26 protein-coding genes, 1 other RNA gene and 2 pseudogenes are annotated in these 26,829 nt (G+C 55.2%); 12 read left to right on the forward strand and 17 right to left on the reverse strand.

Going from position 1 to position 26,829, the window contains the following annotated elements:
- The first annotated feature begins 192 nt into the window (after positions 1-192).
- Complete coding sequence (locus HALTITAN_RS17725; protein WP_027958216.1) at positions 193-543, forward strand: VOC family protein; 351 nt, start codon at positions 193-195, stop codon at positions 541-543.
- A 237-nt stretch (positions 544-780) separates the two neighbouring features.
- Here HALTITAN_RS17725 and HALTITAN_RS17730 read toward each other — a convergent pair whose 3' ends face one another.
- Positions 781-1,515: an SDR family NAD(P)-dependent oxidoreductase gene (locus tag HALTITAN_RS17730; protein ID WP_039859979.1), complete on the reverse strand. Its 735-nt coding sequence runs from the start codon at positions 1,513-1,515 to the stop codon at positions 781-783.
- A 93-nt stretch (positions 1,516-1,608) separates the two neighbouring features.
- On the opposite strand from HALTITAN_RS17730, the gene HALTITAN_RS17735 reads away from it, so the two are divergent.
- Together HALTITAN_RS17735 and HALTITAN_RS25620 are read left to right on the forward strand one after the other, a co-directional pair.
- Positions 1,609-1,974, forward strand: a complete 366-nt coding sequence (locus HALTITAN_RS17735) for a winged helix-turn-helix transcriptional regulator (RefSeq protein ID WP_039859982.1) — start codon at positions 1,609-1,611, stop codon at positions 1,972-1,974.
- A 374-nt stretch (positions 1,975-2,348) separates the two neighbouring features.
- Complete coding sequence (locus HALTITAN_RS25620; RefSeq protein WP_155705665.1) at positions 2,349-2,501, forward strand: hypothetical protein; 153 nt, start codon at positions 2,349-2,351, stop codon at positions 2,499-2,501.
- A gap of 520 nt (positions 2,502-3,021) precedes the next feature.
- Here HALTITAN_RS25620 and HALTITAN_RS17750 read toward each other — a convergent pair.
- From HALTITAN_RS17750 to HALTITAN_RS17790, 9 genes and pseudogenes are all read right to left on the reverse strand, one after another.
- Positions 3,022-5,334, reverse strand: coding sequence for a heavy metal translocating P-type ATPase (locus tag HALTITAN_RS17750; RefSeq protein WP_039859986.1), 2,313 nt, complete (start codon positions 5,332-5,334; stop codon positions 3,022-3,024).
- Between the two features lie 187 nt (positions 5,335-5,521).
- Positions 5,522-6,286, reverse strand: a complete 765-nt coding sequence (locus HALTITAN_RS17755) for a copper resistance protein B (RefSeq protein WP_009287907.1) — start codon at positions 6,284-6,286, stop codon at positions 5,522-5,524.
- A 9-nt stretch (positions 6,287-6,295) separates the two neighbouring features.
- A pseudogene (locus tag HALTITAN_RS17765) lies at positions 6,296-8,169 on the reverse strand (copper resistance system multicopper oxidase).
- 68 nt (positions 8,170-8,237) lie between these two features.
- Entirely contained in the window at positions 8,238-9,572 is a 1,335-nt protein-coding gene (locus HALTITAN_RS17770; protein WP_027958227.1) for an ATP-binding protein, read from the reverse strand.
- On the reverse strand, positions 9,559-10,224 hold the full coding sequence (locus tag HALTITAN_RS17775; protein WP_039859992.1) for a response regulator transcription factor: 666 nt from the start codon (positions 10,222-10,224) through the stop codon (positions 9,559-9,561). Before HALTITAN_RS17775 ends, HALTITAN_RS17770 begins: the two co-directional genes overlap by 14 nt.
- 14 nt (positions 10,225-10,238) lie before the next feature.
- Complete coding sequence (locus HALTITAN_RS17780; RefSeq protein WP_009287909.1) at positions 10,239-10,745, reverse strand: cupredoxin domain-containing protein; 507 nt, start codon at positions 10,743-10,745, stop codon at positions 10,239-10,241.
- A gap of 260 nt (positions 10,746-11,005) precedes the next feature.
- Positions 11,006-11,863, reverse strand: coding sequence for a copper resistance D family protein (locus HALTITAN_RS17785; RefSeq protein WP_217920622.1), 858 nt, complete (start codon positions 11,861-11,863; stop codon positions 11,006-11,008).
- A gap of 51 nt (positions 11,864-11,914) precedes the next feature.
- A complete protein-coding gene (locus HALTITAN_RS26400; RefSeq protein ID WP_201764703.1) occupies positions 11,915-11,986 on the reverse strand; it encodes a hypothetical protein in 72 nt (23 codons plus the stop codon).
- A 35-nt stretch (positions 11,987-12,021) separates the two neighbouring features.
- On the reverse strand, positions 12,022-12,276 hold the full coding sequence (locus tag HALTITAN_RS17790; RefSeq protein WP_201764702.1) for a copper resistance protein CopC: 255 nt from the start codon (positions 12,274-12,276) through the stop codon (positions 12,022-12,024).
- 444 nt (positions 12,277-12,720) lie between these two features.
- Between HALTITAN_RS17790 and HALTITAN_RS17795 the strand changes: the two genes are divergently transcribed.
- Together HALTITAN_RS17795 and HALTITAN_RS17800 are read left to right on the forward strand one after the other, a co-directional pair.
- Positions 12,721-13,272 (forward strand): hypothetical protein, encoded by a 552-nt coding sequence (locus tag HALTITAN_RS17795; RefSeq protein ID WP_051052121.1) that lies wholly within the window; start codon positions 12,721-12,723, stop codon positions 13,270-13,272.
- Positions 13,273-13,333: 61 nt separating this feature from the next.
- Positions 13,334-13,585 carry a hypothetical protein gene (locus HALTITAN_RS17800; RefSeq protein WP_051052124.1) on the forward strand — a complete coding sequence of 84 codons (252 nt, stop codon included), beginning with the start codon at positions 13,334-13,336 and terminating at the stop codon, positions 13,583-13,585.
- 389 nt (positions 13,586-13,974) lie between these two features.
- Here the strand turns inward: HALTITAN_RS17800 and ssrA are convergent.
- Together ssrA and smpB are read right to left on the reverse strand one after the other, a co-directional pair.
- Positions 13,975-14,354, reverse strand: a transfer-messenger RNA (tmRNA) gene (gene ssrA, locus HALTITAN_RS24970).
- 45 nt (positions 14,355-14,399) lie between these two features.
- Complete coding sequence (gene smpB / locus HALTITAN_RS17805; RefSeq protein ID WP_008958772.1) at positions 14,400-14,891, reverse strand: SsrA-binding protein SmpB; 492 nt, start codon at positions 14,889-14,891, stop codon at positions 14,400-14,402.
- A gap of 125 nt (positions 14,892-15,016) precedes the next feature.
- Between smpB and HALTITAN_RS17810 the strand changes: the two genes are divergently transcribed.
- Together HALTITAN_RS17810 and HALTITAN_RS17815 are read left to right on the forward strand one after the other, a co-directional pair.
- Positions 15,017-15,451 (forward strand): type II toxin-antitoxin system RatA family toxin, encoded by a 435-nt coding sequence (locus HALTITAN_RS17810; protein WP_022520728.1) that lies wholly within the window; start codon positions 15,017-15,019, stop codon positions 15,449-15,451.
- Entirely contained in the window at positions 15,441-15,758 is a 318-nt protein-coding gene (locus HALTITAN_RS17815) for an RnfH family protein (RefSeq protein WP_022520727.1), read from the forward strand. Before HALTITAN_RS17810 ends, HALTITAN_RS17815 begins: the two co-directional genes overlap by 11 nt.
- Before the next feature lie 6 nt (positions 15,759-15,764).
- Here HALTITAN_RS17815 and bamE read toward each other — a convergent pair whose 3' ends face one another.
- On the reverse strand, positions 15,765-16,223 hold the full coding sequence (gene bamE, locus HALTITAN_RS17820) for an outer membrane protein assembly factor BamE (protein WP_022520726.1): 459 nt from the start codon (positions 16,221-16,223) through the stop codon (positions 15,765-15,767).
- A 72-nt stretch (positions 16,224-16,295) separates the two neighbouring features.
- On the opposite strand from bamE, the pseudogene fur reads away from it, so the two are divergent.
- A pseudogene (gene fur / locus HALTITAN_RS17825) lies at positions 16,296-16,747 on the forward strand (ferric iron uptake transcriptional regulator).
- A 193-nt stretch (positions 16,748-16,940) separates the two neighbouring features.
- On the opposite strand, the gene recN reads toward fur, so the two are convergent.
- Positions 16,941-18,614 carry a DNA repair protein RecN gene (recN, locus tag HALTITAN_RS17830; RefSeq protein WP_009287912.1) on the reverse strand — a complete coding sequence of 558 codons (1,674 nt, stop codon included), beginning with the start codon at positions 18,612-18,614 and terminating at the stop codon, positions 16,941-16,943.
- Between the two features lie 210 nt (positions 18,615-18,824).
- On the opposite strand from recN, the gene grpE reads away from it, so the two are divergent.
- The 4 genes from grpE to HALTITAN_RS17850 all read left to right on the forward strand — a co-directional run bounded on the left by grpE (position 18,825) and on the right by HALTITAN_RS17850 (position 23,851).
- Complete coding sequence (gene grpE / locus HALTITAN_RS17835; RefSeq protein WP_009287913.1) at positions 18,825-19,466, forward strand: nucleotide exchange factor GrpE; 642 nt, start codon at positions 18,825-18,827, stop codon at positions 19,464-19,466.
- 158 nt (positions 19,467-19,624) lie between these two features.
- The gene (gene dnaK, locus HALTITAN_RS17840) at positions 19,625-21,559 is read left to right on the forward strand and encodes a molecular chaperone DnaK (protein ID WP_009287914.1); all 1,935 of its coding nucleotides are present in this window, start codon (positions 19,625-19,627) and stop codon (positions 21,557-21,559) included.
- A 164-nt stretch (positions 21,560-21,723) separates the two neighbouring features.
- On the forward strand, positions 21,724-22,866 hold the full coding sequence (dnaJ, locus tag HALTITAN_RS17845) for a molecular chaperone DnaJ (RefSeq protein ID WP_039859995.1): 1,143 nt from the start codon (positions 21,724-21,726) through the stop codon (positions 22,864-22,866).
- An 88-nt stretch (positions 22,867-22,954) separates the two neighbouring features.
- On the forward strand, positions 22,955-23,851 hold the full coding sequence (locus HALTITAN_RS17850) for a DMT family transporter (protein WP_009287916.1): 897 nt from the start codon (positions 22,955-22,957) through the stop codon (positions 23,849-23,851).
- Here the strand turns inward: HALTITAN_RS17850 and HALTITAN_RS17855 are convergent.
- From HALTITAN_RS17855 to HALTITAN_RS17865, 3 genes are read right to left on the reverse strand one after another with little or no spacing between them, the layout of a single operon-like run.
- Complete coding sequence (locus tag HALTITAN_RS17855; protein ID WP_039859997.1) at positions 23,844-24,593, reverse strand: ABC transporter ATP-binding protein; 750 nt, start codon at positions 24,591-24,593, stop codon at positions 23,844-23,846. The genes HALTITAN_RS17850 and HALTITAN_RS17855 overlap by 8 nt on opposite strands.
- Positions 24,587-25,702: a FecCD family ABC transporter permease gene (locus tag HALTITAN_RS17860; RefSeq protein ID WP_051052127.1), complete on the reverse strand. Its 1,116-nt coding sequence runs from the start codon at positions 25,700-25,702 to the stop codon at positions 24,587-24,589. Before HALTITAN_RS17860 ends, HALTITAN_RS17855 begins: the two co-directional genes overlap by 7 nt.
- A complete protein-coding gene (locus HALTITAN_RS17865) occupies positions 25,692-26,825 on the reverse strand; it encodes an ABC transporter substrate-binding protein (protein ID WP_039859999.1) in 1,134 nt (377 codons plus the stop codon). Before HALTITAN_RS17865 ends, HALTITAN_RS17860 begins: the two co-directional genes overlap by 11 nt.
- Between the last annotated feature and the right edge of the window lie 4 nt (positions 26,826-26,829).

Genomic DNA, 26,829 nt, shown 5'->3' on the forward strand with positions numbered 1-26,829 from the left:
CGGGCAATGCAGCAGTCGCGCGAATCTTGGATATTTTTCCTAATAAAAATTAGCAACCATGTCTATCAATGACTTAGAGTGGATTTTGTAGGCTGCATTTGTCGGATAAACGTGCCGGCACGTTTATCCAATCATAGGGTGGGCAGTCTAATACCTGTTAGAGCGAGTTGAGTTCAACCTTTTGGAGCCAGAATGATAGTAAAACGCATAGTCTCCAATATCGCGGCAGCTAGCCCATCAGAAGCAGAGAGGTTCTATGCGGACATCTTTGGGCTCAAGGTTGTGATGGATCATGGGTGGATAAGGACCTATAGCTCGGGCGAGGAAATGACCACTCAGGTAAGCGTGGCGTCGGAAGGTGGCTCTGGCACGCCAGTCCCTGATCTCTCTATAGAAGTCGATAACTTGGAGGTTGCTTTGGAGAGAGTGACAGGCGGAAATATTGCAATTGAGTACGGACCAGTAAGTGAGCCATGGGGTGTCCGCCGGTTTTATGTACGAGATCCATTCGGGAAGCTCATTAATGTCTTACAGCACGAGTAATCCTCGAGGATTCTCTAACAATGCGCGTCACTCGGATGCCCTTGTCTCCGCTTCGCTGCGCCAAGGCCACCGGTGCGCTCTGCGTTATGTGTAAGGGAAACCAAAATTAAAGGGGTCAGATCGATTTTATTTTGATCAATGTAAATGGGGCAGGTTGATTTGTTTTTAACCAAGCTGACTGATTTAAAATCTATCTGACCCCTTTTGGTTCATTGCCCCCCGTTCTTCGCCTAGCCCCTAAACTTGCGCGTAGCCCCCGTCAACGAACACCTCGCTCCCCGTCATAAAGCTGCTATCGTCGGACGCCAGGAACGCGACCGCGCCTGCGGTTTCTTTGGGATCGCCCAGACGCTCAAGCGGTACGGTCCGTTTCATCTCGCTCAGGGCTTCGGATGGGAGCAGTTCCGTCAGCTTGTCTGTTTTGGTCGGGCCAGGAGACATGACGTTCACGCGAATGCCGGTGCCCCTGAGATCATGGGCCCAACTGCGTGCCAGGTTTCGGACGGCCGCCTTGGAGGCGCTGTAGATGCTCATCGCGGGGGTGCCCATGCTGCCGACCGTGGAACCGGTGAGGATGATGGAGCCGCCGTTCGTCATCAGAGGAAGGGCCTTCTGGACGGTGAAGAGGGTGCCTTTGACGTTGATGTCGAAGATGTAGTCGTAGTGCTCCTCGGTGATCTGTCCCAGGCTGGCGAATTCGCCGACGCCCGCGTTGGCTACCAGTACGTCCAGGTGTCCTTTTTCTTTCTGGATCGTTTCGAAGACGCGGTCGAGATCCTCTAGCTTTGTCACATCCGCCTGGACGCCCTGGGCGCTGGATCCCAGTGCCTCAGCCGCGTTGTCGAGGACGTCCTGGCGCCGTCCGGCGATAAAGACGAAGGCGCCTTCGTCGATGAGGCGTTGGGCCGAGGCCAGGCCGATGCCGCTGGCTCCGCCTGTGATCAGTGCGATTTTACCGTTTAGCCGGCTCATGGTTGGGTCTCCGTGTGTATTGACTCGGTTCGCTTTTACGGTATATACCCACTTACAAATGTTCAAGTATGCACCTTTTGGTAAGTATCCGTTATGGCGAAAGAAAACTCAGAAAACCCACGTTTCATTTGCGGCCTGCATGCGACGCTGCACGTGATCTCCGGGAAGTGGAAGCCTTTGATTCTGTTCTTTTTAAACAAGGGCCCGACGCGTTACGGCGAGCTCAAGCGAAGCGTCCGAGGCGTGAGCGACAAAATGTTGATCCAGCAGTTGAAGGAGCTGGAGTCCGACGGCATCGTCCAGCGAACCGACTATGGGGAGATCCCGCTGCGCGTCGACTACTCGCTGACGCCCTTCGGGGCAAGTCTGGTGCGGGCCATGGAGCCGCTTTGCGGCTGGGGCGAGGAGAACGAAGAGAGCATCGCCGCAGCGATGGAGCACCGGAAAACTAGCCGGTAGGAAGCGAAGCCGGTTGGTGGACAGGCACCCAATCATGCCATCCGGCGAGTCCTCCGGGTAAACCTGCACATTCAGTGTTCTGGTTCGTAGCGCCATGGGTTCTGTTGGTGCAAAGTATCAAGGAGTCGGCATCCGGTATCGGGTGCCAAAACAATGGGTGAACGGGCCCATAACCAGGCGGTCAACCGGACACCATATCCCTTGCGGGCCCGGTTGACCACCGCGCGCGAGGCGTTGATGCTTGCTTCCTTCGACCTGGTCTTGCTAGACCGCACCCTGCCGGACGGGGCTGTCCCTCGTTCCTGCGATACGTGCGAGCAGTCCTGGTCTTCCATCTGGCTACGCTGATGGTCTCGTTCGCCATCCTTCTTGCTGTGACAATCCGCATCCACAGTGGTGGCCCGTACGTCGATGAGCAGATCACTCCGGTCATTGCCCGCGCCATAATACGCCAAGACGATGGCCAACTTGCCGTCCGCATGACGCCGGAGCTGGCAGAATTGCGCGAGACGACAGACGACTTATAGTTCGTTTTCGAGGATGACGCTGGTAGAAGTGTCACATTTGGGCAGGGCGAGTGGCCGCCTACCGAAAGTGCTTCCCCTGGCGGCATTACGAGCCTTATCAACCAAGAGATCGCTTTGAAGTATTCTAGGTGCCGGGGTGGATGTGATGATTATTAAGTCGTAGAAAGGCCAACGTGCGGGAGATAAGGCGGAATGAAAACGAGGCTCACGAATAAAGGGTGAAGGTTCTTGAGTCAGACCAGATTTTTTCTGTTTTCACACGGCCAGGACCCAAAGCGGCCATTCGTTACTTTAACTCTGTAAAGCAAAGTTAATTAAGGCTCAAAATTATTATGTCAGCTGCTTGATAGGCCTTAAAATTTTTACCGTGCAGTTCGTCAGTTTGGGTTGTCCATGATGTCATGACAAACAACCCATTTGAGGAAAATGTTGAGATCAAAATGTTCGGGCTAGTGCACTGTGGATAATATCCACAGTGCACGCCTGCGCGATTTATCTCCGATTTAGTCACTTAGATATTTTACTTAATAACTATCATCCTAAGTCGTAAAGCATTGCCGATAACGCTTACTGAAGAGAGTGACATCGCTGCTGCAGCAATTATTGGCGATAACAAAATGCCGGTGAAGGGGTACAAGATTCCAGCAGCAATGGGAATACCTGCCGCATTGTAGGCAAAAGCAAAAAACAGATTTTGGCGGATATTGCGCATGGTGGCTTTTGAAAGCTGGTGTGCCGTGGCAATACCGGTAAGATCCCCACGCAGTAGGGTAATTCCAGCACTTTCTATCGCCACATCGGTGCCGGTTCCCATGGCAATGCCGACATCTGCTGTTGCCAGTGCGGGGGCATCATTCACGCCATCGCCGGCCATGACAACAATGCGCCCTTCATCGCGGAGACGCTGAATCACCCGGCCCTTGTCTTCTGGAAGCACTTCAGCTTCGACCTCATCAATGCCTAGCCGACGCGCCACAGCTTCTGCGGAGGTACGATTATCGCCTGTCAGCATCACCACTCGAATACCGTCAGCCTGTAGTGAGCGGATGGCTTCTTCGGTGGTTTCCTTGACCGGATCGGCAATGGCGAGAAGACCAGCCAAATTCCCGTCGATGCTCGCAAAGATGACCGTAGCACCGTCACTGCGCAATTGATCGGCATGTGTGTCTTGAGACTGGGTGTTAACGCCTTCGCTTTCCATCAAGAGCCGATTGCCCAGGGCAATACGCTTGCCATCTATCTGGCCTATAACGCCCATGCCGTTGGGAGCCTCAAAGTCCAACGCTTCTGTTAATTTTACCTCTGCCTCTTTAGCCTTCTCGACTATCGCATGGGCCAAGGGATGCTCGCTGCCTCGCTCAAGGCTAGCTGCCAAGCTCAAAAGCTCCGATTCAGCAATGCCCTCAGTGAGAATCAACTCGGTCACTCGAGGTTTGCCTTCGGTAAGCGTGCCGGTTTTGTCGACGACGACGGTATCGACCTTCTCTAGACGTTCAAGAGCTTCGGCGTCGCGGATCAACACACCTAACTGGGCACCGCGCCCTACACCGACCATAATCGACATGGGGGTAGCGAGGCCTAGCGCGCACGGGCAGGCAATGATCAGAACACTAACCGCCGCAATCAGGCCAAACGCCATCGGCGGGGTAGGGCCCCACAATGACCAGGCGATGAAAGCCACAACGGCAATGAGAATAACGACGGGTACAAAGATGCTGGCGACTTTGTCGGCAAGCCCTTGAATGGGTGCGCGGCTGCGCTGGGCGCTGGCGACCATTTGCACAATCTGCGACAGCATGGTGTCCTGGCCCACCTTGTCAGCGCGCATGACAAAGGATCCTTGACCATTGATACTACCGCCAATGACGCCATCGCCGACTTCCTTTTTCACCGCTAGTGGTTCGCCGGTAACCATGGATTCGTCAACGTTGGAGCGACCTTCCATCACTTCGCCATCTAATGGCACCTTATCGCCGGGGCGCACCCGGAGACGGTCCCCTACCTGAACCTGGTCAAGAGAGATATCTTCCTCATTGCCCTGATCATCAAGGCGTCGAGCGGTAGCGGGTGCTAGGTCGAGCAGAGCACGAATAGCACCAGAGGTTTTTTCACGAGCGCGTAGTTCTAATACTTGCCCCAGTAAAACTAAAACGACAATCACTGCTGCAGCTTCGAAATAAACGGCCACCGAGCCATCGGCTTGACGGAAGGTGTCGGGAAAGATGCCCGGTGTGAGGGTGGCCAGCAAACTGTAGATCAACGCGGTGCCGGTACCGATCGCGATTAGCGTGAACATATTAAGGCTGCGATGCACTAACGAACGCCATCCGCGTATAAAGAATGGCCAACCTGCCCAGACGACTACCGGCGTTGCCAGCAGCAGTTGAACCCAGTTAGAGGTTTGCTGGGAAATAAAATGCATAAGGCCAAACACGTGGCCACCCATTTCTAGGGCAAACACGGGCAGGGTCAGTACGAGGCCGATCCAGAAACGCCGGGTCATGTCCTTGAGTTCGTCCGAAGGGCCGGTGTCGGCAGACACAGTCTCAGGTTCCAACGCCATGCCGCAGATTGGGCAGTCGCCTGGGCCTTCTCGTCGAACTTCTGGGTGCATCGGGCAAGTATAAATAGATCCCGAGGGTGCTGACGCTTGTGACTGTTTGCTTGGCTCAAGATACGCATCAGGCTTGGCAACAAACTTTTCCTGACACTTTTCTGAGCAGAAGTACCATGTCTTACCCGCGTGATTGGCACGGTGGTGAGTAGCATGGGGATCAACGTCCATGCCACAAACAGGGTCTTTCACTTTTGTCTCGGCATGGTCTTCAGACATCGTTCATTCCCCCGGTTTGGCGAACAAGGCGCACGACCTCGTGCTCTTTTAAGTTCTAATAGCTCTAATAGTCTAGAACTCATGTGCAGCCTTTAAGTCAAATATGTGGCATGGCAGGTGTTTGTATCAGCCTACTAAGAGATGTTGTATCTGGCGATTACACGGGGGATTTAGCAAAAAATGCCACCTAAAACATTAACCTGACACCCGCAACCACACCGGTGTCTTCGCTACTATCTCCACTAGCACGAGAAAGGTCGGCGGTATCGCCATACTCTTTTACCCAGTAAGCGCCCACGTACGGAGCGAAGCGGCGGGTGACCTCGTAGCCGAGACGCATCCCCACACGCACTGAGTTGAGCCCCTCGCCCACACCAAACTCCTCGACTTCACTGGCAGCAACGGCAATTTCAGTACGTGGTTGAAGATAAAGGCGTTGCGTCAGGCGCAGGTCGTATTCGCCCTCAAAGCTGGCGGCTAGATCGCCGTCATCGCTCAGCTGTAGGGCGACATCGGTTTCGATGCCGTAGGGCATCACCCCTTGCAGGCCCACCACGCCATAGGTGCGCTCGGCGTGGTCATCGGAAAAGACGCCACCCTGATAACCCACGCCGCCCTGTAACTCCCAAAAGTCGGCAACTAGGCGGCTGTACAGCAGTTCAAGGGATTCGAACTCAGCATCCTCGCCGTCGCCTTGGATGTTCTCGCCTTCCGATTTGAGGTACACGCGGTTAACATCGCCGCCGTACCAGCCTTGAAAGTCCCACACAACGGCCTCTTCGCCGTTGTCGGGCACGCTATATTCAAGGCGATCAAAGAGCGCCATCCCCATATTGTGTTCCATCATCGGGGCTGGCCAATCATTCGGCGCGTCGTAACCATCTTCCGCCTGGGCAGCGGTGGTCATGGCAAACGCTAAGCTAATGCCAGTGAAGTAGAACTTGGCTTTCATACTGCCTCCTTAAGAAACCTGAACAACGCGGAACATGCCAGCATCCATGTGATAAAGCAGATGGCAATGGAAGGCCCAACTGCCTTCGGCATCTGCCGTGATCAGCGCCGAAACCCGCTCGCCGGGCTTAACATTCAGGGTGTGTTTACGCGGAATCAGCTCACCCTGACCGTTTTCCAGCTCCATCCACATGCCGTGTAGGTGAATGGGGTGTTCCATCATGGTGTCGTTGATCAGTATTAAGCGCAGCCGCTCGTCTTTCTCGAAGTGAATTGGCCCAGTTACTTCGCTAAACTTCTTGCCGTCGAACGACCACATGTAGCGTTCCATGTTGCCGGTGAGGTGCAGTTCAAGCTCGCGTCTGGGCTCGCGGCGGTCGGGCCATGGCGGAAGGCCTTCAAGTCTCGGTAAACCAGAACACGACGCTCATCGGGGTCAATGCCTATGCCCACTTGACCATAGCGTGAGCCCGGCTGGGCGTCGCCAGCTGCCAACATACCGCTTGCGAGCATGTTGCGCTGCTCTCCGGCCATGCCATTGGAGTGATCCATGTTGTTCATACCCGACATATCCGAATGGTCTATTCCTTCCATGTTGGAATGATCCATACCCTCCATATTTGACATAGCCGAGTGATCCATTTCTTCCATGCTGGCGTGGTCCATCCCCTGCATGTTCGACATGCCCGAATGGTCCATTCCTTCCATAGTGGAATGATCCATGCTGGTCATGCCGTGGGCACCCATGGCTTCCATACCGCGGTCAGCAATTTGGCGATGGTCCGGAATCTCCGCCTGCATGCCTTCGCGCGGGGCTAAAGTGGCGCGAGCGTAGCCGCTGCGATCCATGGATTCGGCGAAGATGGTGTAGGCCTGATCGTCTTCGGGTGACACCAAAACGTCGTAGGTTTCGGCAACGCCGATTCGGAACTCATCGACAGGTACGGGCTGAACCGGTTGGCCGTCGGCGGCCACTACGGTCATTTTGAGGCCGGGTATACGTACATCAAAGTAGGACATTGCCGAGCCGTTGATCACTCGCAGTCGTACACGTTCGCCCGGCTTGAACAGCGCGCTCCAGTTTTCCTCAGGGGAATGGCCGTTGAGTAGGTAGGTGTAGGTGCTGCCAGTGACATCCGCGATGTCCCGCGAACTCATACGCATTTTGGCCCACATGCCGCGCATCTCGGCGGTGGGGGCCAAGCCGTTTTGCCGTACATCGGCGAAGAAATCGGCAACCGTGCGTTCCTGGAAGTTGTAGTAGCCCTCCATGGTTTTCAGGTTGCGAAACACCGACATGGGGTCTTCAAAGGTCCAGTCGGTGAGCAGTATCACGTGCTCGCGGTCATAGCGGAAGGTTTCGCGCTCGGCGGCGTCGATAATCAGCGGCCCCACGTGGCCTAGCTGCTCCTGCATGCCGGAGTGGCTGTGATACCAGTAGGTGCCATTCTGGCGCACAGGGAAACGGTAGGTGAAGGTTTCACCGGGCGCAATGCCAGCAAAGCTTACCCCTGGTACCCCATCCATTTCCGGGGGCAGAATTAAGCCGTGCCAGTGAATGGAGGTGGACTCATCGAGCAGATTGGTGACGCGCAGCACTGCGTCCTGGCCTTCCTTCAGGCGAATCAACGGGCCGGGGCTGGTGCCGTTGATACTAAAAGTGCTCGCTTCCTGGCCATCAATCGGAATGGATTCACGCCGGATGGCCAGCGATACCACCGGGCCTTCTTCCACGCCTTTGGAATAGACGTTTGTACGCCCCCAGGGGTTGGCCCAGGCGGGGCTTAAGCCTATTGCTGCGGCGGAACCTAACCCTAGCGCCGCGCCGCCTTTCAACACCTGGCGACGTGAGAGTGGGTGGGTGATGATGTTCGAACGCGTCATATAAAGCTCCCATCGCTGATGAATATCATCATCTTGGGGGAGCAAGCTGAATCAACGCTGAAAAACAGTTAAGCGGATGTCACTGCCGTTAATGGGAGCGTGGTGATAACCCGCAGACCACCCAGTGGGCTGCGCTCAAACTGGCAGTGACCGTGATAGCGTTCTACCAGCTGCGTCAAAATAGCAAGCCCCAGGCCGTAACCGGGATGGCGTTCATCCAGCCGAGTGCCACGCTCACCTAAACGAGGTATGTCGCTTTCCGCGACGCCGGGACCGTCATCATCAACAGTTAGCATGAGCGTTTGTGGCGTAACGTTGATATGGCAACAAATCTCTTGTTTGGCCCATTTGCCAGCGTTATCCAGCACAATGCCCAATATTTCGGAGTAATCGTGGGCATCAATAGGGACCTGGTCACGCTGATTAATTGCCTGCGTTAGTTCGAACGCCTGCTGAGGGTAGAGACTACGGAACATGCTCATTAGGCGTTGACTGTCGCGGATGAGGTGGGTCAAACGCCCCGCATGAGGGCCTGCGATACGCGCACGGCGAAGCTCGGCATCCAATTGTACGTTGATATCTTCTAGCCGCATCAGAAGCTTATGGCGGCGGCTGTCGTCAATTGGCCGGCTGCCCCTGAGCACTTGGGTGATCGCCGCCAACGGTGTTTTAAGCGCATGAGAAAGGTTGGCAACTGACTCCCGTGAGCGTTGCAAACGTAGGTCGATGTCATCCATAAAGCGATTGAGCTGCGCGACCAAGCCATCTAGCTCGGCGGGCGCGTTCAGAGAGAGTCGCTGACGCTCGCCTGCTTGCAGGGCTTCAAGCTGATCACGCAACTGCCACAGGGGCTGCAAACCACGGTTAACGGCCAACATGTTGAGCGCGACCAGAACCGAAAGTAAGCCTGCAGCAATACCGCCTACCCACCAGTGCAACGTGGCTAGCCCATTTTCTACCTGAGAAAAATCCTCACCAATCAGCAATACGCCGGTGCTGTCCTGCCACTCGAAATGCTGGCGATACACCAGCAAATGGCGCTTGCCACGCTTGACCTCGATGAGCGCATTACCTTCTTCGTTCAGTAACATTGCGAGCTGTCTCTGCCACTCTGGGTCTGAGGCGCTGGTCTCACCATTGAGACGTAGTACGTAAAGGTGATGAAATACTTGGTAAGTTTTGCTAGTCGAGACGAGCGATATGGGCATTGCCAACCGGTCATTTTCTAACTGTGATACAGCATGTACGGCTTCACGCTTGAGGCGTTCACCAAGAAAATCCTTAGCAAGCTTTTGCAGAAACACGCCGTGCAGCAACCATGTCAAGCCAACAACCAGCAACGCGACGCCGCCCAGCCAAGCTAGTAGACGAAACCGTAAGCTGCGTTTATCAACGTGAAACAAAAATATACCCCTGGCCGCGGCGCGTCTGGGTGATCGACTTGCCAAGGTAACGGCGCAGACGCGCCACGTATACCTCAACAAGGTTAGGTGCGGCGGCGTCTTGCTCCAACGCGTAAAGCTGTTCTAGCAGTCGCTCCTTGGAGTGAATGCGATCGGGGTGAAGCATCAGGTAACGCAGTAGCCGAAACTCGGTGGCAGTAAGCGAACGCCATGCTGATTCTTCGCTGCAAACACGTTGGCTCGCTTCATCCAAGGAGACACCGTTGAGAGTGATGACTTGGGATAGCTGGCCAGACCGCCTGCGCAGTAGTGCCTTTAGGCGTGCCATCAGTTCGGCTTCGTGAAAGGGTTTAGTGAGGTAGTCGTCGGCCCCGGTTTCCAAGCCAACTACCTTGTCTTCCCACGTATCGCGCGCGGTGAGTATCAAAACAGGAGTAGTACGTTTTTGTTTACGCCACTGGGTGAGTAGTTCAAGCCCCGAGCCATCGGGTAACCCAATATCTAGGATGACAAGCTCGTACTCTTCGGTTGCCATAAACGACGCAGCCGCCTTGACAGAGGCGGCTACATCGACGAGGTAACCGTTGTCTTTCAGACTTTCAGCTAGGCTCTCGGCTAACAGGTCATCATCTTCCAGAAACAACAGTTTCATAAGCTGATATCGCGTTAAAAGTTAATATCACCATACATTCCTGATTCATAATGACCAGGGATATTGCAGGCGTACTCCAGACTGTCAACATCTGAGGAAGCCGTCCATACCAGCGTTTTGGTTTCACCTCCCCCGATGGTGATAGACGGCATTTGCCCGCCATGCGCACCTTCCGCCATGTCGTGACCACCGTGTCCGCCATGACCTTCACCATGACCACTACTCATTTCTTGCATCATCTTACGGTGCTCTTCCTGGGCGGCTTTATCACCTATCACGAACTCATGCTCAAGATTACCGGTGTTGGAAATTTCAAATTTAATGGTCTCACCGGCGGTAACTTGGATATCTTCAGGATCAAACCACATATCGCCTGCTTCAAAGCTAATAGTGCGATCAACATCGGCAGAGCTCGCGTCATTGAGAGAACCATCATGTTCGCCCGCTGCCCAAGAGGTGGACCCCATAACACAGAGTGATATTGTCAGTAGACTGTAGGTCAGGTAGGTCTTGCGCATCATGTTTACCTCTTAGTGGTGTACCTAAGCGTTATAGCGTACCAACCTGAAATGAGCCTGAACCTCATGTCATTTAGTGTTAGTTGCCTAAGGACACCTTCAATACAGCGGTGAGCTCGCTGCGGATTAGTGTCACGTCCATCGCCTCAATGACCTGTCGTGCATCGCTTGCAGCGCGCGGATGGTATCGGCCTTGCCTTCCGGAGAGCGTTGCTTATAGCTATTAAGCTGGACGCTTAACTAACCAGGGGGATGTCCTTTCCTTAACCATTCGGTGATGTGACCCTTGTCAGCACCGCAGTGATCAGCAATATAACTGCGACCAGTACCATCTCCAGAGCAATACTGCGCTGTAAACGTCGTGGGGCTGTAGCGTCGCCGCTCTCAAAGGCCGGTACAAGTCGGCACTTGTTCGCGGCAGCAAATAACAGTAGCACCGCGACAATCAATACCTTGCCGATCAAGAGCTGTCCATATGCCGTGGTGAGCAGCGGCGTAAGACCGCCCGTAAGCAGCGTGGCCAAAGTGACGCCCGCCAGCACCAACAAGCCAACCCCGTCCATGGCGATTTGCCCGAAACGAGTCAGAATGCGGGCGCTATTGCCCTGGTTGTGACGCCGTCCCACTAAGTGGAACAGCGGCCACAGTGAGGCCACCCAGAATGCCGCTGCCATCAAGTGAAAGATCAGCAAACCAGACAGAACGAGGCGAGGGGGGGGCACTGTATGTCCCACCTGCACGAACGCTAACATCACCAGTAACACGCCTACTAGGCTCAAGCTATTGGCTGTTTTCGAGAGTAGTAAGTTATTGAGCTGAATCGCCTGGACCAGCAGCAAGCCAGTAACGGCCAGTATCAGCCGCGTCCCAGGCGCACCCTCGAACACGATCCCGAGCAGCATCGGGTTGGTTGCAGCAGCCACATTGCCGCCCCCAAGGTATCCGGCTTGCAAAGGCCACTGGAACAGAACCAGGGTAACCCCCGACCAAGCAGCGAAGACACCCATGCGGACAACGCGCCTCCGGTCGTGATCAGGGAGTTGCGGAAACGCTAGGCGAAACAGCACGGCCCCCGTTGCGACTAGGGCGCTAAGGTAAACCCCGGCCGCCACGAGGATCATCGTGACGATCCAGACGTCGAGGCTATTTACGGAGTACCACCAGGCCACGGGTCAGGGCTCGATCGAGAAGTTAAAACCGTCGGACATCATGTGCCCGTCATCCGATAGGCCTCGCCAACGCACCTGGTAGTTCCCAGCCGAAAGAACTTCACCGGGCTTTACGAAGTATGTTCACTACCTGGCTGACCATCAAGGGGAACTGAGCCATTCGGGCCTGTCACCTCAAACTGGGTGATGCGCATCACGCCACCAAACTCAATGCCAATTTTCGCAGGGGAGTCCTGAACGGTGTCACCATCCTTAGGCGAAGTGCTTGTGCGGCCTTCATGGACGGGTGCCGGGATTGCTAGCGAAATCAACAGTGTTGCTAAGGTAGCGTGAGCGATCAGGAGAGATCTCGTCTTCTTTTGCATGCCGATTCCTTATATGTTTTTTCAGGGTTGAATGGATGCCGTTTCTTCATCGCGGAGGCGCTAAAACTGATTCGGTTGAGCTTCAGAGGCCGTTCATTCGTCCTGTTTGGCGAACAAGGCACATAGCTTTGTGCCCTTTGGGAGCTAAGAGAGCGTCCAGGAACACTTTGGCTTCAGGGGTTTCCGCCTCTTGGGCGGTGAGGTATTTGAGCAGGCATTTGGACGCGCTCTTCTTCATGGAAGTAGCTCAGTTTTATAACGTGCCAACCTGAAACAGGGCTGAAAACGGCGGGAAAAATGACTTGTGACAACATTTAGGTATTGGGATTGGTTTCCCCTTTACCTTTGGGCTACCTATAGGTTGTAGGCTTATAACGTAAGCTAACTCCGCCTTCTTCTGTAGGAAAAGGCGATGTCTCGACCAGCAACATGAGAGGAAATATCATGGTTAAGCACAAGGTGATTTTTGCCCTTGGTCTGGCTGCAAGCCTCAGTGTCACAAGCAGCGTCATCTTCGCTCAAGGTATGAACCAAGGCGCCCAAGGTCAAGGCAATATGATGGGCGGCCAAGGCGGTATGGGTTCGGGCATGATGATGGGCAGTCAAGAAGGCATGTACCCAGGAATGATGATGGGAGGGCAAAGTGGGATGATGCCTTGTCCAATGATGGGAGGCATGGGGACTATGTCCGGCATGGTCGGTATGCTCGACGAGCAGCAGATGAGTACCATGCGTGAGATGCGTCAGGAACACCGCGTGGCCCAATTTGAGCGGATGGGCGAAATGATGAACCTTCGCGACGACATGATGCAAATCATGCAGGCTGAGCGACCAGAGCCAGAGGAAGTAAAGGCGCTGCATGCCCAAATGGCCAACCTTCATGGCGATATGATGGCTGATAATGTGCGTATGCATAATCAGATGCAGGACTTACTAACCGATGAGCAGCGTGAACAGATGAGGGGAAGCATGCGCAGCTACCATGGCCCGCAATAAGCCTTGGCGATGAAGTGAACTTCACCTCACGCCGGGTGAGGGCACCGAGTACAAACTGACAATGGAAGAAGGCGCTGTCGCGACATTCGCTTGGACCTCCGTTGGTGGGCCACTTAATTTCGACACCCACTGTGACGGAAATGGCAACTCGATCAGCGATGAGAAAGGGCGTGGTTTGCCCAAAGACGAAGGCGAACGTGAAGCTGACTTCACCGGTAACCAAGGTTGGTTCTTTCATAATCGCAATGATAACGACGTGACCGTGGTGTTGCGTGTTAGAGGGGACTATGTGGAGCTGAATAAGGTTTTCTAAAGCAGTGGCCTCTAGCGCTCTCCTGAGGGCTAGAGGTTTTCCTCCCATCAGCGTTGTTAAAATGATGGGTAAGCGTTTACAAAATTAGGTGAGACAGTAATTAATGGGTTATCTGGTTTAATAATATTTAGGCTTATATGCGAAAAAACTGAAAGTCTTCTTTTGGCCGAAGCGGGTGCAGCCAGGGCTTAAGCGAATTGGCTTTGGCAGTCTTCCTTCCGAGGACCAACGCCAAACAGTGGGTCGTGACACCCCGTAACGCTACGCATCCGTATTTTTCGTACTGAGATAATAGGAATCCAGCAGGAAGGCACCGGTTTTACTTGGGATGGTATTTGGGATGGGAAAACAAAAAAAGCACCCGTAGGTGCTTGATTTGCATAGTAAGGTGGTGGAGGCGGCGGGAATTGAACCCGCGTCCGCCAGCACGCGCCTATTGGCTCTACATGCTTAGATTTCGTCATTTGATTTAACGCAACTGACTCCGACGATCAGGATTCAGCCACGCGAGTCTTCTAAAGTTTAGCGCTTGGCGAGAAGACACCACCAAACGCGATCCTATCAGCTTTAGCTCGTATCCCCTCAGCGATGAATAGGCACATCACCTTGGGGCCAGACAAGAAGCTAACAGTGTTTAAGCTGCTAGCGCGCCTTGAGCGTAGTTTTCGTCATTTGCGACTATTTTTCGTGATGTGGGATTTACGAGATACATCACGCTCTCGGCATGCACCGCAAGGGTTGTCACCGGCGTCGAAACCATGTCGCCCCCTTATTTCAGTTGAGCATTCTAACGTGCTCACACCTGATTGACCAGTTATGCCTTGTTATGTTCCCGCATAATTCGACCTTTTTGGCGGCTCCAGTCGCGATCTTTTTCTGTTGCGCGTTTGTCATGCAGCTGTTTACCGGTCACTAGCGCCAGCTCGCACTTCACTTTATTGCGTTTCCAGTAAAGCTTGAGGGGCACACAGGTGTGGCCTTTGTCCTGGGTGATCGAAAAGATTTTGGCGATCTCTTTGCGATGCAGCAGCAGTTTGCGGGTGCGCGTCGGGTCAGCAATCTCGTGTGTGCTCGCAGTATTCAGCGGCATGATATGACTACCCAGCAGAAACGCTTCGCCGTTACGAACCAAAATATAGGTATCGGTGAGCTGAGCCTTACCGGCGCGCAGGCTCTTCACTTCCCAGCCAGCGAGCGATAGCCCTGCCTCGAAGGTCTCATCGATATGGTACTCAAACCGTGCCTTCTTGTTTTGGGCAATAACGCTGCTACCGGGGCCCTTACTGTTACCTTTCTTAGTGGCCATGGAACCTCATAATTAATCTGTCAGTGGCTTCCCCTTCGTTATTTGGGGAGGCGTGATACCATTTAGGGTCTGAAAAATGTTTCCCATGATACGCTTTGGGCACTGTGAAGTCAGCGGAGAGGTCAATGCCAACCGTCAATCGTTCCGCCTTAGTGCGGCACACCCCCCAGAAAATGTTCGATCTGGTTAACGACTTCGAACGCTACCCGGAGTTTTTGCCAGGCTGCCGCCAGGCGCGTTTGCTCGAACATGATGATGTGCATCTGATCGGCGAAATGACCCTGGGTCGTGCCGGTGTTGAGCAAACCATCACCACGCGCAACGAACTTTTTGCGCCCGAGCGTATTGAGCTGTCGCTGGTAAAAGGGCCGTTCAAGCGGCTTAAAGGTCGCTGGCTGTTTATCCCCATGGGGGAGGATGCCTGCAAGGTGAGCCTTGAGATGGAGTTTGAGTTCGCCAACCGGCTGCTCAGTATGGCGTTCGGCAAACTCTTTCAGCAAATCGCTGGCCAGCTAGTCGATGCCTTTACCAAGCGCGCAAACGAGCTGTATGGGCGCTGAAGCGCTTGCGGTTGAGGTAGCCTTCGCGTTGCCTTCCAAACAGCGCATAGTGGCTCTGCGCGTGCCTGAGGGCACTACGGCACGTCAGGCCGTTGCCTTGGCCGATTTGCCCACGCTCTTTCCTGATGTGCCCGGCGAAACCTTTGCTCAGGCGCCGCTGGGCATTTTCGGTAAAGCGCTACGTGAACCCGATACCCATCTATTACGCGACGGGGATCGGGTCGAAGTTTACCGGCCGTTGGCGATCGACCCCAAGGCCGCTCGCCTAGAGCGCGCTAAGCGTCAAGCGAGCGACCCGAAGCGTTAACCGCTTTTAAGGCTGTTGAACAGGCTGTGTGCCCTCAGGTGGCCGCGTCTGGGTGCTCTCTGTAGGGAGGGCATCCATTGGATCAACGCCTTCCGTTGCAGGCCCCATGCTGCTATCGCCTTCAAACGGTAGCTCTTTGGATAGATCCCCCTCTTGCTCAATGTTCACCAGGCGGCCCTGGGGATCGAAGGTGAGCGTTACGCGACGCTGCTCTACATCGCCATACGCTTTATCTAAACGAAACACATAATCCCACTGGCTGGCGTCAAAGGGCGCTTCCAGCAATGGCCTGCCCATTACGTAAGTCACCTGCTCTTGGGTCATGCCTGGCTGAAGCTGGCTGACCATTTCCTGAGTGACCAGGTTGCCTTGGGGAATATCGCGCTTGTACACGCCTACGTAGCTGCAGCCGCTAATGACAGTAAGGGCAACGGAGAGCGTGATGATTTGAGTCAATTTTTGCATTTGGGCCTATTCTTCACTATCGTGGTTTCGGTTGATCATACCCGACCTAACCAGTTACTGCGAAGAGCGACCATGGCCGATCAGAACCATGAATTGCGCAAAGCCGGTCTAAAAGTGACCCTGCCGCGCGTCAAGATACTTCAAATTCTCGAAAATGTTTCGGGTCAGCACCACCTTAGCGCGGAAGAAGTGTACAAAACACTGATTGATGCGGGCGAAGATGTTGGCTTGGCAACCGTATACCGCGTATTGACTCAGTTCGAGTCAGCGGGCTTGGTAATTCGTCATAATTTCGACGGAGGCCATGCGGTATTCGAGATGACCCAAGAGGATCACCATGACCACATGTGTGCCTTGAAAGCGGCGAAATCATTGAGTTCGTTGATGAAATCATTGAACGCCGTCAGCAAGAAATCGCTGAAGAGCACGGCTACGAACTAGTGGATCATGCTCTGGTGCTCTATGTACGTCCGCGCGGTTCCGACGTGACGCGCCAGGACAGCGGGCCGACGAACAAGAAATAGTGTTCGTAGGTCGCTGTTAGTCGCAGACCGTTAATCGCGGTTCGAAATATAAGCGCCCCTGAGCCATTTGGCCGAATTCCTGGTTAACTGAATTCGCCAAGTGGATCAGGGGCGTTTGTTTTGCTGTGTGCAGATGTGCTGTATAGCTGTGCGCTATAGAAATGCACAGAAACGGCGCAGGGCGCCCGCTCAATCAGTGCGGCGGGCGTTGGCTGGCGTGCAGCATCTCCCGAGCGTGGGCGAGGGTTTGGTCAGAAAGCGTGACGCCGCCCAGCATGCGCGCCAGTTCGCTGATGCGGCCCTGTTCGTCGAGTAGCGCCATCTGGGTCAGCGTTGTATCGCGCTTCGCCTGTTTCTCGATATGCAGGTGCTGGTGCGCCTGTGCTGCCACCTGGGGTAGGTGGGTCACGGTCATGACCTGGCCGTTTTCGCCCAGTTTGCGCAGCAGTTGGCCAACGATCTCTGCGGTGGCCCCCGAGATACCCACATCCACTTCGTCAAACACCAGGCTGGGCACGGTTGAGTGCGTCGCCGCGACCACTTGAATCGCCAGGCTAATCCGCGACAACTCACCGCCGGAGGCGACTTTGGTCAATGGGCGAGCGGGTTGGCCGGGGTTGGCGCTAATCAAAAACTGCACGCGATCGAGACCTTCAGGGGAGGGCGCGTCTTTAGCGGTGACCTCCACTTCAAAACGGGCTTTGCCCATGGCCAAAAAGCCCAGTTGCTGCTGCACCTCTTTACCCAAGCGAAGTGCGGCTTTTTGACGGCTCTCGCTGAGTTTTTTCGCCTCTTGGCGATAGTCTTCGCGTAGCTCGACGACCCGCGCACTGAGTGCCTCCAAGTCATTGCCACCCTCTTCTAACTGCGCGACTTCCCGCTGTAGGTCAGCATGCAGGGCGCATAGCTCATCAGGAGCAACGTGATGCTTGCGGGCAATCCGGTGTACGTCGGTCATTCGTTCTTCAACCCAGGCGAGCCGCTCAGGATCTAATTCGGTGGTGCTGGCGAGGCGGTTAAGCTCGCTGGAGGCCTCTTCCACTTGAATGCGCGCATCGCTCAGCATGGCAAGCGTGTTCGCCAGGGTGCCTTTGTCGCTACCTGGCAGTGCGCTTAAGTGGGTAAACGCTTGGTTGAGTAAGGAGAGCGCGCCGCCCTCGTCACTGGCGCAGCAGTCGGCGGCAAACTGGGTTTCGCGCAGGGTCTCTTCCGCGTGAGCCAGGGTGTGCTGCTCTTCCTCTAACGTGGCTAATTCACCTTCCGCTAAACCGAGCTGATCCAGCTCTTCTACTTGGTAACGCAGCAACTGCCGTTTGGCCTCAACTTCACTGCCTTCTTCGCTTAGCTTCTTCAAGTGCCGACGCGCACTGCGCCACTCGCGGAACGTTTCAGCTAATTGAGTGGTGGCATCGTTTAGGCCTGCGTAATCGTCCAGCAGGGCAAGGTGGGTCTCTTCGCGCATCAGCGCATGGTGAGCATGCTGTCCATGAATTTGAATCAGCTGCTCGCCGAGGGATTTTAGATCCGAGATAGTCGCGGGTTGGCCGTTAATCCAGGCTTTGGAACGGCCGTTGGCGGTGACCACACGGCGCAGCAAGCATTCCTCAGCGGGGAGCTCCCGCGCCGTTAGCCACTCGATGGCGGCGGGCAGGTGTTGAATGTCGAAGCGTGCGGAGAGGTCCGTACGCTCGCGGCCGTGACGCACGCTTCCGGCGTCGGCACGCTCGCCCAGGCAGAGCCCAAGGGCGCCTAACAGGATCGATTTGCCCGCGCCGGTTTCCCCGGTAATCGCGGTCATACCGCCGGTCAAGTCGAGTTCTAAGTGATCGACAATGGCGAAATCTTGAATAGCTAGCTGAGTAAGCATGGCGCCTCCTGAGGCGGTACAGCATAGAAGCTGGATACTTATCCAATAGTTGTTGATTTATACAGTAGTTAATAACTCACTTCAATGCACCTCTTGAGATGGAATTTATGGCCCCCATATAGCGTGCATGATCAGTCAAAGCGAGTGACTTAAAGCTTACTTCTTTGCGCGCCGCCCGCGTGGCCGCGCTCTACTTTTTAGGAGCACAACATGGCGAAAGAACCGCAAACACCAATGGACGATGAGCTGGCCCGCCACGAGCAAGACGCCGATGGCGCCGAGCAAGCAGCTGAGAAAGTTGCTGAAGAGCGCTTGATGGAGGGCGAGCTGGAAGGATTGATCAATGACGAAGAGGCGCTAGAAGACAGCGTCGACAACCCGGAAGCGGAAATGCTGGCAGCCCAAGTAGGTGAGTTAGAGCAGAGCTTGGCCGAAGCCAAGGATCAGGCCCTACGCGCCGCCGCTGAAGCGCAAAACGTGCGCCGTCGTGCGGAGCAGGAAGCGGAAAAAGCCCGCAAGTTTGCCCTGGAGAAGTTCGTTAAAGAGCTGCTGCCAGTGGTGGATAGCCTGGAAAAAGCGCTTGAGACCATGGAAGAGGGTGCATCGGAAGTTCACCGTGAAGGTGTTTCCATGACCTTGAAAATGCAGCTGGATGTACTCAACAAGTTCGGCGTTGAAAGCATTGAACCCCATGGTGAGCCCTTCGACCCGCAAGTGCACGAAGCCATGACCATGGTGCCTAACCCGGATCTTGATCCGAACACCGTGATGGACGTTATGCAGAAAGGCTATTTACTCAATGGACGCTTGGTGCGCCCAGCGATGGTTGTAGTGAGTAAAAAAGCCGATTAAGCCACTGGCGGCACAGAGTTTGAAAAAAGTGTGTGAAAAAAAGCCCTTGAAATGTCAGCGGCGGCCCCCAAATAAAGGGCAACCCCGCGGGGAAACCCGCAGACAAGCTTTAAAAACTAAATTTTCAGTTTTGTAACAACCGAATTCGAGGTATTGCTATGGGACGTATAATTGGTATCGACCTGGGCACCACTAACTCTTGTGTGGCCGTGCTCGATGGTGACAGCGCTAAAGTTATCGAAAACGCCGAAGGCGGTCGTACGACGCCTTCTATCATCGCCTACACCGATGATGGTGAAACGCTGGTAGGTCAGGCGGCTAAACGTCAGGCCGTTACTAACCCAGAAAACACCCTGTACGCTATCAAGCGTCTAATTGGCCGTCGCTTTAAAGACGACGTTGTCCAGAAAGACATCAAGATGGTGCCGTACAAAATCAGCGAAGCTGATAACGGTGATGCTTGGGTTGAAGTAAAAGGCAAAAAAATGGCACCGCCGCAGGTAAGCGCGGAAGTGCTGAAGAAAATGAAGAAGACTGCCGAAGACTACCTGGGCGAAGCAGTCACCGAAGCGGTCATTACCGTACCGGCCTACTTCAACGACAGCCAGCGTCAGGCGACCAAAGACGCCGGCCGCATTGCCGGTCTGGACGTTAAGCGCATTATTAACGAGCCGACCGCTGCCGCACTGGCCTACGGTATGGACAAATCCCGCGGCGACAAAACCATCGCGGTCTACGACCTGGGTGGCGGCACCTTCGATATCTCGATCATCGAAATTGCCGATGTCGACGGCGAAACCCAGTTTGAAGTGTTGGCCACCAACGGTGATACCTTCTTGGGCGGCGAAGACTTTGACTTGGCGCTGATCAACTACCTGGTAGACCAGTTCAAGTCTGACAGTGGCATTGATCTGTCTGGCGACAACTTGGCCATGCAGCGTCTGAAAGAAGCTGCCGAAAAAGCCAAAATTGAGCTGTCTAGCGCTCAGCAGACCGATGTGAACCTGCCTTACATCACCGCCGACAACACTGGCCCGAAACACCTTAACGTTAAGGTGACTCGTGCCAAGCTGGAGTCGCTGGTCGAAGAGCTGGTTCAGCGCTCGCTCGAGCCGTGCAAAATGGCCCTGAAAGATGCAGGCCTGTCTGCCTCTGAAATCGACGAAGTGATCCTGGTCGGTGGCCAGACACGTATGCCGATGGTGCAGAAGAAAGCCGCTGACTTCTTCGGCAAAGAAGCACGTAAAGACGTTAACCCGGACGAAGCGGTTGCCGTTGGTGCAGCGATTCAGGGCGGCGTACTCGGTGGCGACGTTAAAGACGTTCTGCTGCTCGACGTCACCCCGCTTACCCTGGGTATCGAAACCCTGGGTGGCGTGATGACGCCGCTGATCGAAAAGAACACCACCATCCCGACCAAGAAGACACAAACCTTCTCAACGGCGGATGACAACCAAACGGCGGTGACCATTCACGCCGTGCAGGGTGAGCGCAAGCAAGTGTCGCAGAATAAGTCGCTGGGTCGTTTTGATCTTGCTGACATTCCGCCTGCACCGCGCGGTGTGCCGCAGATCGAAGTCGCCTTCGACTTGGATGCCAACGGTATTCTGAACGTATCGGCAAAAGACAAGGCCACTGGCAAAGAGCAGTCGATTGTCATCAAGGCGTCTAGCGGTCTGTCCGAGGAAGAAGTCGAGCAGATGGTACGTGATGCTGAAGCTCACGCCGAAGAGGACAAAAAGTTCGAAGAGCTGGTGCAGCTGCGTAACCAAGCTGACGGCATGATTCACGCTACGCGCAAAACGTTGGAAGAAGCTGGCGACAAAGCGACTGACGACGAGAAGCAGGCGATTGAAACGGCCATCAGCGAGCTGGAAGAAGCGGTTAAAGGTGACGACGTCGATAACATTCAGAAGAAACTGGATGCACTGACCGAAGCCTCTGGCCAGCTAGCCCAGAAGATGTACGCCGAGCAGGCCGAAGCGGCGCAGCAAGAGGGCGGTGAAGGTGCCGAAAACGCGGGCACCAAGCCGGAAGAAGACGTGGTTGACGCCGAGTACGAAGAAGTCAACGACGATCAGAAAAAGCAGTAACATCCTCTTTCTGCCAAGGAAAGCGGTGACGCGGGAGCTTACTCCCGCGTTGCTGTTTCCGCGGCCAAGACGCACGTAGTTAAGTATCACGTAGTTAAATATACAGTTGAATACATAGCTAAATGTGCAGTTGAGTGCGTAGCTAACCAGGAGGCGTAGGGCCTATGTCCAAACGCGATTATTACGAAGTCCTGGGTGTCGAAAAAGGGGCCGATCAGAAAGAGATCAAGAAGGCCTATCGCCGTCTGGCGCAAAAATTCCACCCTGATCGAAATCCGGACGATACCACCTCCGCGGAAAAATTCCGCGAAGTGTCCGAAGCGTATGAAGTGCTTAGCGACGGCGAAAAACGCGCTGCCTATGACCAGTTCGGCCATGCGGGCGTTGATGGCCAAGGTGGCGGTGGTTTCGGCGGTGCTGGCGCTGGTGATTTCAGCGACATTTTCGGCGATGTGTTTGGCGATATTTTTGGCGGAGGTGGCGGTCGCCGCCGTGGCCCCAATGCCCCGGCACGCGGTTCCGACCTGCGTTATAACCTAGAACTGGATCTGGAAAACGCCGTTTCAGGCACCACGGTGGATATTCGTGTGCCGCGGCATATCGAGTGTGACCGTTGTGATGGTGGTGGCGCTGAGCCCGGCTCTTCTAAAGAGACGTGCCCTACCTGTCATGGCCACGGCCAAGTGCGTATGCAGCAAGGCTTCTTTGCCGTGCAGCAGACTTGCCCGACCTGTCATGGCTCTGGCCAGCACATTAAAGTGCCGTGCCATAAGTGTAATGGCGAAGGCCGTGTACGTGAGACACGCACGCTGTCCGTTAAGATTCCGCCCGGTGTGGATACCGGCGACCGTATTCGCTTGAACGGCGAAGGCGAAAGCGGCGTGAACGGTGGCCCGCCAGGGGATCTGTATGTGCAGGTGGCGATCAAGCCGCACCACATCTTCCAGCGTGACGGCAAGCACCTGCAGTGCGATGTGCCGATCAACTTTGTTGATGCAGCGCTAGGTGGCGAGCTTGAAGTGCCGACGCTAGATGGCCGTGTGAAGCTGAAGATTCCGCCGGAAACCCAAACAGGCAAGCTGTTCCGCCTGCGCGGTAAAGGCGTGAAGCCCGTGCGCGGTGGTATGCCCGGCGACCTGCTGTGCAAGGTGGTCGTGGAAACACCGGTGAAGCTTAACGACGAGCAGCGCGATCTGTTGCGCCAGCTGCAACAGAGCTTCGACGACAGCAATAGCCACAACCACTCGCCGAAGAAAACCGGCTTCTTTGATAGCGTGAAAAGCTTCTTTGAAGATATGAAGCCGTAAGTCTGAGATAATAGTAAGCAGTTAGGTGTTTAGTCCAAAAACCCTCGGTTCACCGGGGGTTTTTGCTGTTTAGGAAATACTGCACGCAATGGATCACCTTGAAGAAAGGCCCACCATGGGTATTTTGCTGCGGATACTGTCAGGTGCCCTGTTTACCGGGATGCTGGTGTGTATTAAGGCAGTCAGTGACGAAGTGCCTGTGGGGCAGTCGGTATTTTACCGCTCGCTGTTTGCGCTGCTGCCTATCGTCGTTTTCCTTTTGCTGCGGCGGGAGTTTCCACGTGGGTTGGCTACGCGCCGCCCGCTGGGTCATGCGCTGCGCTCTGGGTTGGGGGCGGCGGCGATGTTTGCCTCCTTTGCGGCGGTTGCGCTGTTGCCAGTGGCCGAGGCAACATTGCTCGCTCAGCTTACCCCGGTCTTTATGGCGATTGGTGGTGTACTGCTGCTGGGGGAGCGCTGCTCGCTTAATCGCGCGGGTGGTGTGGTGCTGGCGCTTGCCGGGGTGGCCGTGCTGATTTTGCCTGGACTCAATGCCAGTTCCAGTAACGGCCAAGCGGCCGGGTACGCGCTAGGGGCGTTGGGTGCGCTGCTAACGGCAGGTGCTTTATTAACTGTCAGGCGTATTTCACGCACCGAGACAGCGGCTTCAATCGCCTTCTACTTTATTTTAGTGGCCGCGCTAGCCGGGCTGGCAACGCTCCCACTGGGCTGGGCAGCACTCAACCGGGTAGAGTTTTCCCTGTTGGTGCTCTCGGGCCTGTTTGGCGGCGCCGCCCATATCGCGATGACATTAGCGCTGCGCTACGCCGAGGCGTCGCGGTTGGCGCCTTTTGAATATATTGCCCTGGTGTGGCCTGTGCTCGCCGACTGGGTGTTGTTTGGCATACCGGTCTCCAGCGGCTTCCTACTAGCGCTACCGCTGATGTTAAGCGGGGTAGCGCTAGCGGCGATGGAAGGGCGGTGGCTTAGGCAAAGGGCTAGATAGCGGCTTCGACGATAAGCTGCGGCTGACCTTTCGAGCAGGACTCGATACGCGTAGATACCCGATAAACCTGACGTAGCAGCGCAGGGGTAATCACTTCGGCAGTGGAGCCGCAGGCGATCAAGCGGCCATTTTCGAGCATCATGGCGGCATCGGCAAAACGTAGTGCATGCCCCAGGTCATGGAGCGCCACCAGAATCAGCATCTGGCGCTCATCGGCTAACCGTCGCAGCACCGTCAACAGGCTGATCTGACGGTTAAGGTCGAGTGCCGAGGTGGGCTCATCCAGCATCAGAATCTCGGGCTCTTGCACCAGGGCCTGGGCAGCGCTGACCAACTGGCGCTGGCCGCCGCTAAGGTCGCCAATATCCCGTTCGCCAAGGGCCGTAATGCTGAGTTCTTCCAGCGCGCGATCAACCTGCGCTAAATCCTCAGGCTGCACTTTTAATCCACGCCCCTGCATACGTGCCAAAAGCACTGATTCATATACCGTCAGTACGGCCTTGGCACCGGTGTCCTGGGGCATATAGCCCACGGGACGTGCGGCGCTGGTGCCGCTGATAATCACTTCGCCTTCGCCTTTCAATAGTCCTAATACGCGGCGAAAAAGCGTCGATTTACCTGCTGCGTTGGGCCCTAGCAGAGCGACGACTTGCCCCCCTTGAAAGCAGGGCGTGGTGATCTCTTCCAGAATAGGGCGACGCCCATAGCGGGCGGATACACGGTTCAGTTGTAGGGTTACCATGAGGCCTTCTTGTGGTTAAGCACCAGAAACAGAAAGAAGGGAATGCCCACCAGCGAGGTGATAATGCCAATGGGAATAATGGTGCCAGGAATAATAATCTTGGAGATGACCGAGCCAACGGAGAGGATCAGTGCGCCGCACAGGGCCGAGCCTGGTAGGAAGAAACGCTGATCCTCGCCCAGTAAAATGCGCGCGATATGCGGCCCCACCAAGCCAATAAACCCAATGGTGCCCACGAACGCCACCGCGATGGCGGCAAGTAGTGACACCAGCACCAGCACTTCCAAACGCAGCGCGCGGGGATTGACGCCCATGCTCTCGGCTTTGGCGTCGCCCAGGCGCATGGCCGTCAGCGCCCAACCATGCCGGGCAAGCAGCGGCATGGATAAGGCAAGAATGCTAAGGGCGATCCAGAACTTGGGCCAGGTGGCTTTGGTTAAGCTGCCCATCGTCCAAAACACCACCGCGGAGACCGCTTCCTGGCTGGCAAAGAACTGAATCAGCGCCATCAGCGAGTTGAAGATAAACACCATGGCGATGCCGAGCAGCACAATCGTCTCTACCGTCACGCCGCGCTTAAGGCTTAAAGCATGAATTAAGAACGCGGTGAACATGGCCATCACGAAGGCATTGATGGGCACCACAAACTCAATGGCTGCGGGAACAATGGCGACACCAAAAGCAAGCCCCAACGCGGCGCCAAAACTGGCCCCGGCGGAGATCCCCAGGGTGAATGGGCTGGCTAGCGGGTTGCTCAGAATGGTTTGCATCTGTGCCCCGGCCACCGACAAGCTGGCGCCTACTACTAGCGCCATCAGCGCCACTGGCATACGAATTTCCCACAGAATGACTCGCGCCTGCTGGCTAACGCTGTCTGGCGTAAACAGCGCTGCGATGACTTCACCCAGGCTATAGCGGGCAGGCCCCAGCGCCAGGTCAACACAGAGGCTAAAAAACAGCGCTAAAACCAGTGCCACCAGTATCATCTGGCGGCGGAAAACCTGGCTATGGTAGAAGGCGCGACCCTGTGAAACATGCTCTGCTAACGCAGTTTCTGGGTGCCTGGTCTCTGAAAGACTGGCTTCAGTGAACTTCGTTTCAGTCGTCATGGAGCGAGATCCAATAGCCGGGTTCATAATTGATGGGCAAGAAACGCTCGTGTAGCTCTTCCATCGTGGCGTTGGGATCCAGGTCTTCAAACAGCTCTGGGTGTAGCCATTTGGCTAACTGCTGCACGGCCACAAAGTAGTAGGGGCTATTGTAAAACTGGTGCCAAATGGCGTGGAAGTTACCGGATTCCACCGCCTTGATGCCGGTCATCGCGGTGCGCTCGGTCAGTGCTTCAAGCTTAGCGCGAGCGCTTTGCAAATCAGACCCAGGGCCTACGCCGACCCAGTTGCCACCCGGCACATAGGCATCCCAGTTGCCGCCGGTGACAACCACATGATCAGGGTTGGCAGCAATAATCTGTTCAGGGTTCAGGTTGCCGAAACTGTTAGGAATGATGCCCTCGGCAATATTGCTACCGCCAGCCAGGGTGACATAGTCGCCAAAGTTGGCAGGGCCAAAGCTCATGCAGCACTCGTCGGAGTAGCCACCGGCCCGGTCAATAAACACGCTGGGGCGCTCTGGGTTCGCTTCGGCGATGACATCGGTTACCCGTGCCAACTGTGTCTCGGCAAACTCGATGAACTCTTCCGCCGCTTCTTCATCGTCCATGATCTGGCCGATGATGCGCATGGAGGGAATGGTGTGTTCAATCGGGTCTTCGCGAAAATCCACATAGACGATGGGAATGCCGAGTTGTGCCAGCTTGTCGTCGTAGGCGGCGTCTTCTGTGGCGGCTTTGGCCTCGATGTTCATCAGCACTACGTCAGGATTAAGCGAAGCGGCCTGCTCTACATCAAAAGTGCCGTCTTTAAAGCCGCCAAAGGTGGGGATCGCTTCAATCTCTGGGAAGCGTTCGGCGTAACGGGCATAGTTGTCGGGATCCGCCTGAGAAAAGTCTTCGCGCCAACCGACCACGTGGGCAAAAGGAGCTTCAGGCTCGAGTAAACCGAGCAAATAAATTTGCCGCCCTTCGCCTAAAATAACCCGCTCGGCAGGGCCATCCAGAGTGATTTCGCGGCCAGCGACATCGGTGACGGTGATAGCGTCAGCCATAGCAGTGGCGCCGCAAGCAAACGTGATAAGCGTACCAAGCAGGATTTTTAAGCGCGGAGAATTGAGCATTTTT

This window comes from Vreelandella titanicae BH1 (assembly GCF_000336575.1).
Taxonomy (GTDB): Bacteria; Pseudomonadota; Gammaproteobacteria; order Pseudomonadales; family Halomonadaceae; genus Vreelandella; species Vreelandella titanicae.